At 64.9% G+C, this 14806-nt stretch carries 11 protein-coding genes; 8 read left to right on the top strand and 3 right to left on the bottom strand.

Annotated elements, in window-relative coordinates; genetic code table 11:
* Positions 1–222 precede the first annotated feature (222 nt).
* Positions 223–1173, top strand: a complete 951-nt coding sequence (locus tag CF70_RS32680) for a DUF3047 domain-containing protein (RefSeq protein ID WP_035875660.1) — start codon at positions 223–225, stop codon at positions 1171–1173.
* 63 nt (positions 1174–1236) lie between these two features.
* Here CF70_RS32680 and CF70_RS32675 read toward each other — a convergent pair whose 3' ends face one another.
* The gene (locus CF70_RS32675) at positions 1237–2430 is read right to left on the bottom strand and encodes a M20 aminoacylase family protein (RefSeq protein WP_035875686.1); all 1194 of its coding nucleotides are present in this window, start codon (positions 2428–2430) and stop codon (positions 1237–1239) included.
* Between the two features lie 312 nt (positions 2431–2742).
* Between CF70_RS32675 and CF70_RS32670 the strand changes: the two genes are divergently transcribed.
* The 5 genes from CF70_RS32670 to CF70_RS32650 all read left to right on the top strand — a co-directional run bounded on the left by CF70_RS32670 (position 2743) and on the right by CF70_RS32650 (position 8538).
* Positions 2743–4329 (top strand): ABC transporter substrate-binding protein, encoded by a 1587-nt coding sequence (locus CF70_RS32670; RefSeq protein ID WP_035875657.1) that lies wholly within the window; start codon positions 2743–2745, stop codon positions 4327–4329.
* Between the two features lie 219 nt (positions 4330–4548).
* The gene (locus CF70_RS32665; protein WP_035875655.1) at positions 4549–5526 is read left to right on the top strand and encodes an ABC transporter permease; all 978 of its coding nucleotides are present in this window, start codon (positions 4549–4551) and stop codon (positions 5524–5526) included.
* Positions 5527–5530: 4 nt separating this feature from the next.
* Positions 5531–6457 carry an ABC transporter permease gene (locus tag CF70_RS32660; RefSeq protein ID WP_035875653.1) on the top strand — a complete coding sequence of 309 codons (927 nt, stop codon included), beginning with the start codon at positions 5531–5533 and terminating at the stop codon, positions 6455–6457.
* A gap of 21 nt (positions 6458–6478) precedes the next feature.
* The gene (locus CF70_RS32655; protein ID WP_035875651.1) at positions 6479–7477 is read left to right on the top strand and encodes an ABC transporter ATP-binding protein; all 999 of its coding nucleotides are present in this window, start codon (positions 6479–6481) and stop codon (positions 7475–7477) included.
* Entirely contained in the window at positions 7474–8538 is a 1065-nt protein-coding gene (locus CF70_RS32650; protein ID WP_035875649.1) for an ABC transporter ATP-binding protein, read from the top strand. Before CF70_RS32655 ends, CF70_RS32650 begins: the two co-directional genes overlap by 4 nt.
* A gap of 172 nt (positions 8539–8710) precedes the next feature.
* Here CF70_RS32650 and CF70_RS32645 read toward each other — a convergent pair whose 3' ends face one another.
* Positions 8711–9883, bottom strand: a complete 1173-nt coding sequence (locus CF70_RS32645) for an ABC transporter substrate-binding protein (protein WP_035875647.1) — start codon at positions 9881–9883, stop codon at positions 8711–8713.
* Positions 9884–10161: 278 nt separating this feature from the next.
* Between CF70_RS32645 and CF70_RS32640 the strand changes: the two genes are divergently transcribed.
* Together CF70_RS32640 and CF70_RS32635 are read left to right on the top strand one after the other, a co-directional pair.
* Entirely contained in the window at positions 10162–12294 is a 2133-nt protein-coding gene (locus CF70_RS32640) for a molybdopterin-containing oxidoreductase family protein (protein ID WP_035875645.1), read from the top strand.
* Positions 12291–13499 carry an aminopeptidase gene (locus CF70_RS32635; protein ID WP_035875644.1) on the top strand — a complete coding sequence of 403 codons (1209 nt, stop codon included), beginning with the start codon at positions 12291–12293 and terminating at the stop codon, positions 13497–13499. The genes CF70_RS32640 and CF70_RS32635 overlap by 4 nt, the downstream gene beginning before the upstream one ends.
* 42 nt (positions 13500–13541) lie before the next feature.
* Here the strand turns inward: CF70_RS32635 and CF70_RS32630 are convergent, their stop codons facing one another.
* On the bottom strand, positions 13542–14804 hold the full coding sequence (locus CF70_RS32630) for a branched-chain amino acid ABC transporter substrate-binding protein (RefSeq protein WP_051649350.1): 1263 nt from the start codon (positions 14802–14804) through the stop codon (positions 13542–13544).
* Positions 14805–14806: the final 2 nt, after the last annotated feature.

The following is a 14806-nucleotide window of genomic DNA, read 5'->3' as shown; positions in this document are numbered from 1 at the left end:
GGGTTTTGCTTTTGGGGCTTCGCTTGCGCTGTCGCAGAAGTCCCCCAGTCAGGGTACTGGAGTCTTCCTTCCCCCATATCGTTCTGTTACCGTAGCCCCAAGCGAGGGCGCAGTCCCCCGTGACGCAGTTCGATGCATTGACGCAGTTCGAAAGATTTCAAAGATCCAATGCCGGCGAGCGCGAGAGGGCGTGGCCGGCAGTGGCATCCAGGCGGGGGATCAATGGCGGCCAGATTTTGCCTGTTGGCACTGACCGGCGTGGTAGGTGCGCTTACTTTGGCGGGTTGCGGCACACTGGAAACGGCGTCCACCGAGCGTGCGCCGGTCGCGCAATCAGGCCCTGGGGCCATGGCTGCTGCCTCGGCGATTGATTGCGGCAGCTTTGCCAGGCATATCGAACAGCTCAGGCATGCAGCGCCGACGGACACGCTGGTTCCACCCGGGTCGCCGGCTCGGGACCTCGCGTCGACGAGCGAGGAGCATGCCGAAGCCGACCATGGCAGCGAGGTGGAAGAACACCCTACGCTAAAGGGGCTGCCGTTGTTTTCGGCCGCTCCCTATGGGCTTAGCAAGCCAGCAGGCTGGCAGCCCTGGACCGTCAACCGAAACAAGCTTCCCACTCGCTATAGCTTGACCGAAGTCGACCGACGCATGGTGTTACATGCAGAAGCCGACAGTTCGGCCTCGGGCCTCTATGTGCCGTTGGTGGGGCGCGAGCCGGGCATGCTGAACTGGACGTGGAAGACGCGTGACGTAATCCGCAGTGCCGACAATAGCCAGGCCCCGCGCGAGGACTCGCCGCTGCGCATCTTCGTCGCATTCGATGGCGACAAGGGCAGTCTCTCGCTCAAGGATCAACTGATGTACGAGATGGCGCGGCTGACGACAGGGCGAGAGATGCCCTATGCCACGCTCATGTACATCTGGGGAGGGCGCAAGCCGGAAGGCTCCGTGCTGTCGAACCCGCACACCGAGCGCGTGCGCATGATCGTGGTGGATTCCGGTACCCGCCATACCAACGAATGGCGTTGCCATCGGCGCGACTTGCGCGCCGACTACCGCAAGGCCTTCGGGGTCGATCCGGGGAAGGTAGTGGCGATCGGGCTCATGACCGACACCGACAATACCAAGAGCCGCGCTGAAAGCTGGTACGGCGACATCGCGCTGGACTGATACCGTTTCGACGTCATGACTCCGCGCCGGCGTTGCAGGCCGGCGCGGCGCTGATCTGCATACTCAGGCAGGAGCCAGCCACTTTTCCACCAGCTTTACGAAGAAGGTCGAGCCAACCGGCAGGATCTCGTCGTTGAAGTCATAGCTCGGGTTGTGCAGCATGCACGGGCCCAGGCCATGGCCGGCTTCGCGGTGCACGCCTTCACCATTGCCGATGAACAGGTAGCACCCCGGCTTTTCCAGCAGCATGAAGGAGAAATCCTCGGCGCCCATGGTCGGCTCGATCTTGTCGTCGACGTTGTCCGCACCCACCAGCTCCCTTGCCACTTCCGCGGCAAACACCGTTTCCGCCTCGCTGTTGACGGTGGGTGGGTAGTTGCGATGAAACTCGAAATCCACGGTGCAATCGAACGCGCTTGCCACAGCCCGCGCGACTTCTTCCATGCGGCGCTCGATCAGGTCAAGCACCGGCAGGGTGAAGGTGCGCACCGTGCCGCCGATCCAGGCCTCATCCGGCACGATATTGGTGGCGTCGCCGGCATGGAACTGCGTGACCGAAATCACCGCGGCATCGATCGGACGCTTGTTGCGCGTGATGATGCCTTGCAGCGCCGAGACAATTTGCGTTCCGGTGAAAACGGGATCGTTGCCATTGTGCGGCAGCGCAGCATGCGCGCCCTTGCCGCGCACGACGATGCGGAATTCGTTGCTCGACGCCATCAGTGGCCCGGCCGTGGTGCCGAAGCTGCCGGCAGGCATGCCGGGCCAGTTGTGCATGCCGAACACGGCATCGCAGGGGAAGCGCTCGAACAGGCCGTCCTTGATCATTTCGCGGGCGCCGCCGCCGCCTTCCTCAGCCGGCTGGAAAATCAGGTTGATGGTGCCGTCGAAGTTCCGGTGCTCGGCCAGATAGCGCGCCGCCCCCAGCAGCATCGCCGTATGGCCGTCATGGCCGCAGGCATGCATGCGGCCATCGTGCTGCGAGCGGTGGCCAAAGGTGTTGGCCTCCTGCAGCGGCAGCGCATCCATATCGGCGCGCAGGCCGATGCTGCGGCCGCTACTGCCATTGCGGATCACACCAACCAGGCCGGTCGTGCCAAGGCCGCGATGAACTTCGATGCCCCAGGCGGCGAGGTTCTGCGCCACCACGTCGGAAGTCCGTTCCTCCTTGAAGCAAAGCTCCGGGTGGGCGTGGATGTCGCGTCGGATGGTGCGGATCTCGGCTTGCGCCTGAAGAATTTCGGGGATGAGTGTCATGATGCCAGTTTGGGCGAGGGATATCCGGATCATACGACGCCTTAGGTGAAAGCGCCAAAACAGGCGCACGACAGGCCACAAGTGCGCGATTACGCGCGTGCGCGTGATGCGCTGCGGGCAAGACAGCGCGGGGGTTTCCCCGCATTGCCCCGCAGGGTCCACTGCTGGAACAGTTCATGCTTGATGTGCCTGCCCGGCAACGTTGCCGCTGATCGCCCATCCAGCCGCACCAAAATGCGGCGCCCGGCGTGATGTGCCAACGTTGCCCTTAGTAGTTGTTTGCTACCATTTTTCCCCTGGGAGAGTTGCGCGATGTCCCTTCGCACATGCAAGAAGGCATTCGGTGCCATGGTGGTAACCGCGGCCATGAGCTTCGGTTTTGCCAGCCAGGCCCACGCGGTCGATTTCAAGCTGGCCATGAGTTCGCCCCCGACCTCGATGGATCCGCATTTCTACAACCTGTTCTCGAACATCAACGTCTCCGAGCACATGTTCGAGTGTCTCGTGAAAATGGACGCGGACAGCAAGATCATTCCCGGCCTGGCCGAGTCCTGGAAGCTGGTCAACAACCTGACCTGGGAATTCAAGATCCGCAAGGGCGTGAAGTTCCACGATGGCTCCGAGCTCACCACCGAGGACATCATCTGGTCGCTCGAGCGCCCGGCCACCATCCTGAACAGCCCCGGCAAGTTCGACGTCTACACCAAGGCGATCATCAACAAGAAGGTGATCGACAAGTACACCATCCAGCTCACCACCAACACGCCGTACCCGCTGATGCTGAACGACCTGACGTCGATCTTCATCGTGCAGAAGAAGGCCACGCAGGGCCTGACCTCGGACGACTTCGCGCAGGGTAAGGGCATGGTTGGCACCGGCCCCTTCAAGTTCGTCAACTACGCGCGCGACGACCGGGTGGACCTGGTGAAGAACCCCGACTACTGGGGCCCCAAGCCCGCCTGGGACAAGGTGACGCTGCGCTTCATCCCGAATCCGGCCACGCGCATGGCGGCGCTGCTGTCCGGCGACGTGCAGGCCATCGAGAACGTGCCGACGCCAGACCTGCCGCAGGTGCGCAAGGATCCCAAGCTGACGTTCTTCTCCAAGATCTCGCACCGCGTGATCTACCTGTACACCGATGACAAGAAAGACAAGTCGCCCTTTGTCACCACCAAGGAAGGCGCGCCGATGGACAAGAACCCGCTGAAGGATGCGCGCGTGCGCAATGCCATCAGCATGGCCATCAACCGGCAGGGCATCAAGGACCGCTTGATGGAAGGCCTGTCCGAACCGACCAACAACCTGGTGCCGCCCACGCTGTTCGGCTACAACCCCAACCTGAAGACGGTCAAGTACGACCCGGAAGGCGCCAAGAAGCTGCTGGCCGAGGCGGGCTATCCGAACGGCTTCGGTATTACCCTGCACACGCCTAACAATCGCTACGTCAACGACGAGAAGATTGCCCAGACCATTGCGCAGAACCTGACCCGCATCGGCATTACGACGAAGGTGGAGGGCATGCCGATGGCAACCTACTCGTCCAAGGGCATCAAGCACGAGTTCTCGTTCGGCTTGCTGGGCTGGGGCGCGCAAACCGGCGAAGTCAGCTCGCCGCTGCGCGCGCTGCTGGCTTGCGAGGATCCGAAGAAGGGCTTTGGCACGACCAACTGGGGCGAGTACTGCAATCCGAAGATGGACGTGGTACTGGAAAAGGCACTGGCTACCGTGGATGACGGTGAGCGTTCCAAGCTGTTGCAGGAAGCGACCGCGATTGCCATCAACGATGGCGGTATCATCCCGATCCATCAGCAGGTGACGACCTGGGCTACCCAGAAGGGCATCACGTACGTGCCTCGTACCGACGAACGGACGTACGCGCACAATTTCAAGCCGCAGTGAAGTGACAAGTGAAACGCCGGGGGCGCGGCCATGACATCGTGCCCCCGGACAAGAATGCATCCGCAGGTATAAGCGGGAAGCATCCGCGGTCTGGGTGGCCGCTTCCCTACGATTCATCCCCGGACGGTAGCCGGGCCTAGCCACGAGCCGACTGCCGGTGCAGCCAGGCGGCGCCCACAGGCGCCGTGGCCTGTCATCGGCGAAGGAAAGCTTCCGAACATGCTGGTTTTTATCATTCGACGCTTGATGCAGAGCGTAGTTGTGCTCTTCGTCATGTCCTTGCTGGTATTCCTGGGCGTCTTTGCCATCGGCAACCCGGTCGATATCCTGATCAATCCTCAGGCCGACCAGGAGGACATCAAGCGCACCATTGCCGCGCTTGGCCTGGACAAGCCACTCTGGGAACAGTACTGGATCTTCCTGCGCAATGCGTTGCACGGCGATCTGGGCACTTCTTTCGCGCACGGCACACCGGCGCTCAAGCTGATCTTCGAGCGCATGCCGGCCACCATGGAGCTGGCCGTGTGCGCCATCCTGCTGGCCGTGCTGCTCGGCATTCCGCTTGGCTTGTGGGCGGGCCTGCGTCCCGGCGGCGTAGCCGGCAAGACCATCATGGGTGTCTCCATCCTCGGCTTTTCGCTGCCGACCTTCTGGGTCGGGCTGATGCTCATCATGGTGTTCGCGGTGCAACTGGGCTGGCTGCCGTCCAATGGGCGCGGCGAAACCGCATCGCTGCTTGGCATCCCCGTCAGCTTCCTCACGACGGACGGTTTGCGCCACCTGCTGCTGCCGGCGGTGACGCTGTCGCTGCTCAATATCGCCATGGTGATCCGGCTCACGCGCGCCGGCACGCAGGAGGCGATGATGCAGGACTACGTCAAGTTCGCGCGGGCCAAGGGCTTGTCCAACTCGCGCATCGTCGGCGTGCATGTGCTCAAGAACATCATGATCCCCATCGTCACGGTGATTGCCTTGCAGTTCGGCTCGATCATCGCCTTTGCCATCGTGACCGAATCGATCTTCGCGTGGCCCGGCATGGGCAAGCTGATCATCGATTCCATCCAGTTGCTCGACCGGCCGGTCATCGTGGCCTATCTGATGGTGATCGTGACGCTGTTTATCCTGATCAACCTGCTGGTGGACATCATCTATAGCGTGCTCGATCCGCGCGTGCGTATCGCCGACAACAAGGGCTGAGCTCATGACAACCGCAATCGAAACCGAAACCGCGGCGGCACCGCTGCCGCTAGCCGAGCAGACGCCGCTGCGGCGCTTCGCCAGCCAGTTCTTTTCCAGCAAGATCGCGGTGACCGGCCTGGTCCTGCTGATTACCATCGTGCTGATCGCGCTGCTCGCCCCATGGCTGTCGCCGCAGAACCCCTACGACCTCGCCACACTGAACGTGCTCGACTCGCGCATGGCCCCTGGCGAGAAGTCCGACGACGGCATGACCTTCCTGCTTGGCTCGGACGAGCAGGGCCGGGACATTCTCTCCGCCGTGATGTATGGCCTGCGCATCAGCATCGGCGTGGGCGTTGTCAGTACGGTGATCGCGCTGCTGCTGGGCGCCACGCTGGGCCTGATCGCCGGCTTCCTCGGCGGCCGGGTCGAGGCCATCATCATGCGCGTGGCCGACCTGCAGCTGTCGTTCCCGCCCATCCTGCTGGCGCTGATCTTGCTGGCTTTCCTGCGTCCGGGCATCGGCAATATCGTGATCGCGCTGGTTGCGGTGCAGTGGGCCTATTACGCGCGCACCACGCGCAGCGCGGCGCTGGTCGAGCGGCGCAAGGAATATATCGAAGCCGCCACCTGCCTCGGGCTGTCGCCAGCGCGGATCATGTTCCGCCACCTGCTGCCCAATTGCCTGCCGCCGCTGATCGTGATCGCTGCGCTGCAGGTGGCATCGGCGATCACGCTGGAAGCCACGTTGTCCTTCCTCGGCCTGGGCGTGCCTATTACCGAGCCGTCGCTGGGCTCGCTGATCGCCAACGGCCAGCAATACATGTTGTCCGGCAAGTACTGGATCAGCTTCTTCCCGGGTATTGCGCTGGTGGTCACCATCGTGGCCATGAACCTGGTCGCCGACCAGCTGCGTGACGTACTCAATCCGCGCCTGCAAACGCAGTAACGCAGCACGACAGGAGCGAACATGAGCAAACCGACCCTAGTGGTAGAAGGTCTCAAGACCCAGTTCTTTACGCGTGGCGGCGTCGCGCGCGCCGTCGACGACGTTTCGTTCTCGGTCGGCCGCGGCGAGATCATGGGCCTGGTGGGCGAGTCCGGCTCGGGCAAGTCGATGACCGGTTACTCGATCATGGGCCTGATCGATCCGCCCGGCAAAGTGGTGGACGGCCGTATCGAGCTGACCAGCCGGGATGGCGTCACGCGCGACCTGCGCAACCTCACGCCGGCGCAGATGCGCGACGTGCGCGGCAACCGCATCGCGATGATCTTCCAGGATCCGATGATGACGCTGAACCCGGTCCTGCGCATCGATACGCAGATGATCGAAGCGGTGCTGGCGCACGAGAAGGTCGACAAGGCGGTGGCGCGCGAGCGTGCCCGCAACGCGTTGGCCCGCGTCGGCATTCCCTCGCCGGACGAGCGCTTGCGCGCCTATCCTCACCAGTTCTCCGGCGGCATGCGCCAGCGCGTGGCGATTGCCATCGCCCTGTTGAACAAGCCCGACCTGATCATCGCCGACGAGCCCACCACCGCGCTGGACGTAACCATCCAGGGCCAGATTCTCTACGAGATGCAGAAGCTGTGCCGCGAATCCGGCACCGCGCTGATCTGGATCACCCACGACCTGTCCGTGGTGGCCGGCCTGGCCGACTCCGTTTGCGTGATGTATGCCGGCAAGATTGTCGAAGCCGGCGACGTGCGCCAGGTGCTCGAGCGGCCCCAGCATCCCTATACCCACGGCCTGATCAGTTCCGCGCCGTCGCGCAATCCGCGCGGCGCGCCGCTGCGCCAGATTCCTGGCATGACGCCGTCGCTGCTGAACCTGCCGGCCGGCTGTGCTTTTCGCGAACGTTGTGCCTATGCTACCGATGTGTGCAAGACGACACCACCGCTGGATACTGCCGCGGACGGACGTCGCCTGCGCTGCTTTCATCCGGTCCTTGCAGAGCAGGAGGCCGCATGAGCGCCACCGTTGTTGATCCCGCACTCGCTGCCATGACGTCCGAACCCGTTGCAGAACCCACGCCCAGCGCACCGATTCTCGAGCTGAAAGGCGTATCCAAGCGATTCGTCAAATCGCTCGACACCGCAGCCAAGATCGCCAATGTGTTCGGCGCCGGCGCGCAGGAGGAAGTGGTGCATGCCGTGGACCGCGTCGACCTGGCCATTCGCGCCGGCGAGGTGGTCGGCCTGGTCGGCGAGTCCGGTTGCGGCAAGTCCACGCTGGGCCGCATGGCCGTGGGCCTGCATTCGCTGACGGAAGGTTCGCGGTATTGGAAGGGGGTCGATCTGGACCGCCTGCCGCCCGAGAAGAAACGAGAGAAGCAACTGGCGATCCAGATGATCTTCCAGGATCCCTATGCCTCGCTGAATCCGCGCCTGCGCGTGATGGACATCGTCGGCGAGGCGCCGGTGGTGCACGGCATGGTGCCGCGCGGCGAGCAGAAACGTTATGTGGAGGACATGCTGGTGCGGGTGGGCATGGACCCCACCGTGCTGCGCCGCTTTCCGCACCAGTTCTCGGGCGGGCAACGTGCGCGGATCGGCATCGCGCGGGCGCTGGCGGTCAAGCCGGAATTCCTGGTGTGCGATGAGTCGGTGGCTGCACTCGATGTGTCGATCCAGGCCCAGGTGCTGAATCTCTTCATGCGCTTGCGGCAGGAGCTGAACCTGACCTATCTCTTCATCAGCCACGATCTTGGCGTGGTGAAGCACATTAGCGATCGCGTGGTGATCATGTACCTGGGGCGGGTGGTGGAGTCGGCGCCGGCGGAAGATGTGTTTGCCAGTCCGAATCATCCTTACACGCAGGCGCTGCTGGCGGAGGCTCCCAAGCTGGAGGTTGGCAAGAAGACGTTTGTGGCGATCAAGGGGGAGATTCCGTCACCGTTGCATCCGCCGCCCGGGTGTCATTTCCATCCGCGTTGCCCGCATGCGATGCCGCGTTGCCGGGAGGAGCAGCCGTTGCTCAAGGAGATTGCGCCGATGCGCTTTTCGGCTTGCCATTTGAATGATATGGCGTAGGGAGGATCGGGCTTGACTGCCTGACGTCAACGTCAGTTTCACCTCCCCTTCGGGGAGGTGGCCTGTTTTTCCGTCCTGGTCTCCGTCCTGGCAAAAAGGTGGGCAAAAGAGCGCCCACATTTGGCCTGGGACGCATTTTCGGCGCGAACGCGCCGCGCGGCTTTGCTCCGCGTCAGCGAATCACCTGCCCCCTTGAGTTGATGATGGTCATCTCGACGAATTTCGAGCCGATGTGGCTGTCGGGGCTGAAGTTGATGATGTAGCCGCCCAGGTCGAGGCTCTTCATGCCTTCCAGCGCGGTGATCAGCTTTTCGCGGGTCAGCTCCTTGCCGGCGCGGCGCAGGCCTTCGGTGAACGCCTTGGCGGCAATAAAGCCTTCGATGCTGGCGTAGTCGAATTCGTTGGGCTTGCCGGCCGCCTGCAGCAGGCGCAGGTATTCGCGCACCACCGGCAGCGTGGCATTGCCGGGATGGGGCATGACCTGCGAAATGATCACGCCACTGCCCTTGGGGCCGACTTCCCTGGCCAGCGCCTGGGTGCCGACAAATGAGACGTTATAGAACTGGCCATTGAAGCCGCGGCGCAGGGCTTCCTTGACGAAGGCGCCCGTGGTCCGATATGCGTTGATCATCACCACCGCGTCGGGCTTGGATTTCATCGAGCCTTGCATGGCGTCGCCGATTTCCACGGTATTGCGCACCACGCCCTCGCGCGCGACGATCTGCACGCCGCTGTCGGGCGCTGCCTTGAGCGCGCGTTCGAGTGCTTCCAGGCCTGCCTTGCCGTAGGCATCCTCGTTGTATACCACCGCCACCCGCTTGAGGCCGGTGACGCGGATCTGGCGCAGGATGGCTGCGGCCTCTTCGTTGAAGTCCGCGCGCACGTGGAAGGCGTAGCGATTGAACGGTTCGCGTAGCGACTGGGCGCCGCTGTAGGGGGCGAAGAACGGCACCCTGGCCTGGGTTGCCAGTGGCAGCGAGGCCTCGCCGGTCTCGGTGCCCACGTAGCCGAACAGCGCGAAGACATGGTCGTCGTCGATCAGCGTGCGTGTGTTCTTGGCGGCGGACTCCGGCTCGTTGAAGTCGTCGAGGACCTTGAGTTCGATCTTGCGGCCGTAGATCCCGCCCTGCTGGTTGACGTAGTCAAAGTAAAGCCGCGCGCCGGAATTCATCTGCTTGCCGAGCATGGCGGTGGGCCCGGTGAGCGCGGCCGACTGGCCCAGCAGGACGGTGTCGGCGCTGACGCCGCTTTCGGCGTGGGCACTGGCAATGAATGACGAGCCGATGGCGCACGCCACCAGCAGGCCGGCAATGCGCCAGCCCCTGACCCCAGAATGCACTTGCATGGTTTCCCCGTGAAAAACGGTGTTTTCTTTACCCGTGAATGCCTTGCCGGTCTGTGCCGGCGCTGCCCTGTCGCCATCTCCTGGCGCAGCGTCGGGCTATCATAATCGAATACAATCGGAGCCTAACAATTTCCCCAGCGGCGCCCGTCGGGACGACGCCGGCGTACAACACGCGAGGCCGCCAGGATGCCCGGCATGCCTGCCTCGCGTGCCTGGCCGTCCAGCCGCCCCCGATCCCGGCCATGCCGCCCGTCCCCAATCGTTTGCCAGGAGATTCCATGGCCTCCCGCATCGTCCGTGCCGCCTGCCCGCACGATTGTCCCGATACCTGTGCCTTGCTCGTCACCGTCGAGGACGGCCGCGCCATCAAGGTGGCGGGTGATCCCGACCACCCTGGCACCCAGGGCGTGCTGTGCACCAAGGTGTCGCGCTACACGGACCGCACCTACCATCCCGACCGCCTGCTGACGCCGATGAAGCGGGTCGGCCCCAAGGGCGAAGGCAAGTTCGTGCCGATTTCCTGGGACGAGGCGCTGGACACCGTGGCCACCCGCCTGTCGGCCATCGCCGCGCGGGATCCGCAGGCGATCGTGCCGTATAGCTATGCCGGCACCATGGGCCTGGTGCAGGGCGAGAGCATGGCGGCGCGTTTCTTCCACAAGCTGGGCGCCTCGCTGCTCGACCGCACCATCTGTGCCAGTGCCGGTGCAACCGCGCTGCGCTATACCTACGGTGCGAGTATCGGCATGGACATCGAGCATGTTCCCGACGCCAGGCTCATCATCATCTGGGGCGGCAACCCCATTGCCTCCAACCTGCACTTCTGGACACGCGTGCAGGAAGCCAAGCGGCGCGGCGCCACGCTGGTGGCGATTGACCCGTACCGCTCGCTGACCGCCGAAAAATGCCATCGCCATATCGCCCTCATGCCCGGCACGGACGGCGCGCTGGCGCTGGCGATCATGCATGTGCTGATGCGCGACGATCTGCTCGATCACGAGTACATCGACAGCCACACGGTGGGGTTCGAGGCACTGCGCGAGCGTGCGCAGGCCTATACGCCGGCGCATGCCGCCAGGCTGTGCGGCATCGACCCCGAGGACATCGAGTGGCTGGCCGGCCTCTACGGGCAACTGGCGGTGCGCGAGCGCCAGCCGGTGGCGATCCGGCTGAACTATGGCATGCAGCGCTCCCACGGCGGCGGCCAGGCGGTGCGCGCCGTGGCCTGCCTGCCGTCGCTGGTGGGGGCGTGGCGCCATGCGGCCGGCGGCCTGCAACTGTCCACTTCGGGCTTCTTCCCGGTGGACAACGCGGCGCTGCAACGGCCGGACCTGCTGCCGGACCTGCCGGTGCTGCCGCGCACGGTCAATATGAGCACCATCGGCGATGCGCTGCTGGACGCCGGCGGCGAGAGCGGCCCCAGGATCGAGGCGCTGGTGGTCTACAACAGCAACCCGGTGGCGGTGGCACCGCAGTCGACCAAGGTGGCGGAAGGCTTCGCGCGGGAAGACCTGTTCACCGTGGTGCTGGAGCAGTTCCGCACCGATACCGCGGACTATGCCGATATCCTGCTGCCGGCCACCACCCAGCTCGAGCATGTGGACGTGCACAAAGCCTACGGGCATACGTACTTCCTCGCCAACAACCAGGCCATCGCTCCGTTGGGCGAGGCGCTTCCCAATACCGAGATTTTCCGCCGGCTGGCGCAGCGCATGGGCTTTGACGAGCCGTGCTTTGCCGACAGCGACGAAGACATTGCCGCCCAGGCCATCGTGGCGGCCGATCCGCGCGCCGCCGGCATCAGCTGGGAATCCCTGAAGGCGCAAGGCTGGCAGAAGCTCAACCTGCCGGCGGCGCCGCTGGCCGAAGGCGGCTTCTTCACGGCATCGGGCAAGTGCGAGTTCTACTCGGAGGCCATGCGCCGCGACGGCCTCGATCCCTTGCCCGGCTACGTGCCGCCCTACGAGACGCCGGCCACCGCGCCGGAACTGGCGGCACGCTATCCGCTGGCGATGATTTCGCCGCCCGCGCGTAACTTCCTCAACAGTACTTTTGTCAATGTCGACAGCCTGCGCGCAACCGAGGGCGAGCCGCACCTGGACATCCATCCCGAGGATGCCGCGCCGCGAGGCATCGTCAACGGCGGCATGGTGCGCGCCTTCAACGACCGCGGCAGCATGATGGCGCGGGCCCGCGTGACCGACCGCGCGCGGCGCGGGCTGGTGGTGGGCCTGTCGATCTGGTGGAAAAAGCTGGCGCCGGACGGCAAGAACGCCAACGAGCTGACCAGCCAGCGGCTGACGGACCTGGGCCGTGCTCCGGTGTTCTACGATTGCCTGGTGCAGGTGGAAGCAGCAGCGCCCGCCAGGGTGGCGCAGGCGGAACCGGCGGCGTCCGCACTGGCATCATGATCCGGCGGCCGGCACGCGCGCTACAGGCCCTGGCTACGCTGGGCCTTGCCGCGTTGCTGGCCGGCTGCGACACGGTTGGCTATTACGCGCAGTCCATCGGCGGCCACTTCGGCGTGATGGCGGAAGCCCGGCCATTGCCGGATGCCATCGCCGCGGCGCAGGATGCCAAGGATACGCGACTGGCACAGCGCCTGGCGCTGGCCGGCAGCATCCGCGATTTCGCCTCGCACGAGCTGAAGCTGCCCGATAACGGCAGTTATCGGCGCTACGCCAACCTGCGCCGGCCCTATGCGGTGTGGAGCGTGTTCGCTACCCCCGAGCTGTCGATGGAGCTGCACAAGTGGTGCTTCCTGGTGGTGGGCTGCATCAGCTATCGCGGCTATTACGCCCAGTCCGATGCGGACGACTATGCGGAAGGGCTGCGCAAGGAGGGGCTCGAGCCCTACGTCGCCGGCATTCCGGCCTATTCGACGCTGGGCTACTTTGACGACCCACTGCTCAATACCTTCGTCTACCAGCCGGAAGGCGAGCTGGCCAGGCTGATCTTCCACGAACTGGCGCACCAGGTGGTCTATGTGCGCAACGACACCACCTTCAACGAGTCCTTCGCCACCGCGGTGGAAACGGCCGGCGTGGAGCGCTGGCTGGCGCTGGCGGCGTCTCCCGATGCCCGCGCAAGCTACCGCCAATACGATATGCGCCGCCAGCAATTCCGCGCCATGCTGCTGGACACGCGGGACCGGCTGGACGCGCTCTATCGCTCGCCCGTGCCCGACGAGGTCAAACGCGCCGGCAAGGCGGAAATCTTCGCCGGCCTGCGCGCGCGTTATGCGCGGCTCAAGGAGGAGTGGGGCGGCTACAGCGGCTACGACCGCTGGTTCGAGCGGCCGCTGACCAATGCACAGCTGGCCGCCGTGGCGACGTACCAGCAATGGGTGCCGGCTTTCACGGCGCTGCTGGCGCAAAGCGGTGGCGACTGGACTGCGTTCTATGCCGCGGCGCGGCGCATTGGAGATCTGCCGCGCGATCAGCGTGACGCCAGCTTGCGCCAGTTGGCGCCGCCGGCCAGCGGTCGCGATGTGCTGACCGCCGGCGAGAGCGGTGCCACGGTTGGCGCTGCGATGGGGGCGGTACGTGCCAGCGGCGCACCCGATACGCCGCCCGCGCCCGCGGCGGCCGGTCCCGTGACCGGCGCCAGGCCCTGATGCCGTGACGTCGCGGATGTCACGAAGACCGGAATCGGCGCACTAGACGCCCGCCGGGCGCTTCATCCGGCAGGCCGATGGCAGGTTCAGGTCCCGCCCCGCCGTCATGCCGTCGAGGCGGAAGCCGTATTGCGTGCCTTCCACGCCCACCTTGACAGACTTGCCGTCCACCGGTGCAATCGTCGACACAACCTGCGGCAACAGCAACTGGTGATCGCCCTTGCGCATCAGCACATCTCCCACGGGCGACTGGTATTGCATGCCTTCGAGCGCAAAGGCAACACTGGTGGGTTCGTCGGATTTCGCGCGGCGGATCGCCTCGCTCAGCATTTGCACGGAGATCAGCACGCGCGGGGCGAAGTATTCGCCGGCCGGCGTCTGCTTCACCCGGGCTGCCAGCGCGGCCAGCACCGGATCGTCGCTGTTGGGCAGGTACTCGGCCACCCACGTCAGGTGCGCGTTCTTCGCCTGCGACACGGCCAGCACCGTGCCGGGCGCGCCGCCCCCGCTGTGGTTCAGGTAGTTCAGCTCGTAGCCGGCGTCGCCCGCGGCCTTGATCAGCAGGCTCAGGTCCTGGCCCCAGTTTCCCGTGACCACGGTATCGGCGCCGCTTTCCTTGATCCTGCTGACATACGGCGCGAAGTCCTTGACCCTGGCCAGCGGGTGCAGCGCTTCGCCGACGAACTGCACATCGGGCCGGGCGCCGGCGATCATCTGCCGGCCCAGCGCGGCCCAGATGCGGCCCTGGGTGTAATCCTGGTTGAGCAGGTACACCTTGTGCATGCCTTTTTGCTCGCGCGCGAAATTGGCCAGCGCACGCATCTTCATCGCCGTGTTGGCCTCGGTGGCGAAATGCCAGAAGCTGCAGCGCGCGCCCGTCAGGTCGGGATCGAGCGAGGCGTAGTTGATGATCAGGATGCGCTGCGTGGGGTTGCGCTCGTTGTTCCGGTTGGCGGCCTCCACCAGCGCGGTTACCACCGGAGAGCCGGAGGCGCCGGTGAATACCACGCGGGCGCCGGCATCGATCGCGCTTTGCAGCGCCGTCAGGCTTTCCTGCGGGGAGAGCTTGTTGTCGTAGCTGAGCAACTCGTAGTTGCGCCCCAGCACGCCGCCCTGGGCATTGGCGTCGTCGAGCGCGAACTTCAGGTTGGCCTGGAAGATTTGCCCGACATTGGCCAGCGGCCCGGATAGCTGGTCGATGAAGGCGACCTTGATGGGCGGCGCGCCGGCGGCCTGGGCTTGCGCCTGTGCCTGCAGCGGCAGGCCCGCGGCGAGCGCGAACGCTGCGGCGGCCGCGCAGCGCATGA

The sequence above is a fragment of the Cupriavidus sp. SK-3 genome (assembly GCF_000611145.1).
Classification (GTDB): Bacteria; Pseudomonadota; Gammaproteobacteria; order Burkholderiales; family Burkholderiaceae; genus Cupriavidus.
This window is presented reverse-complemented; position numbering and strand designations above follow the sequence as displayed.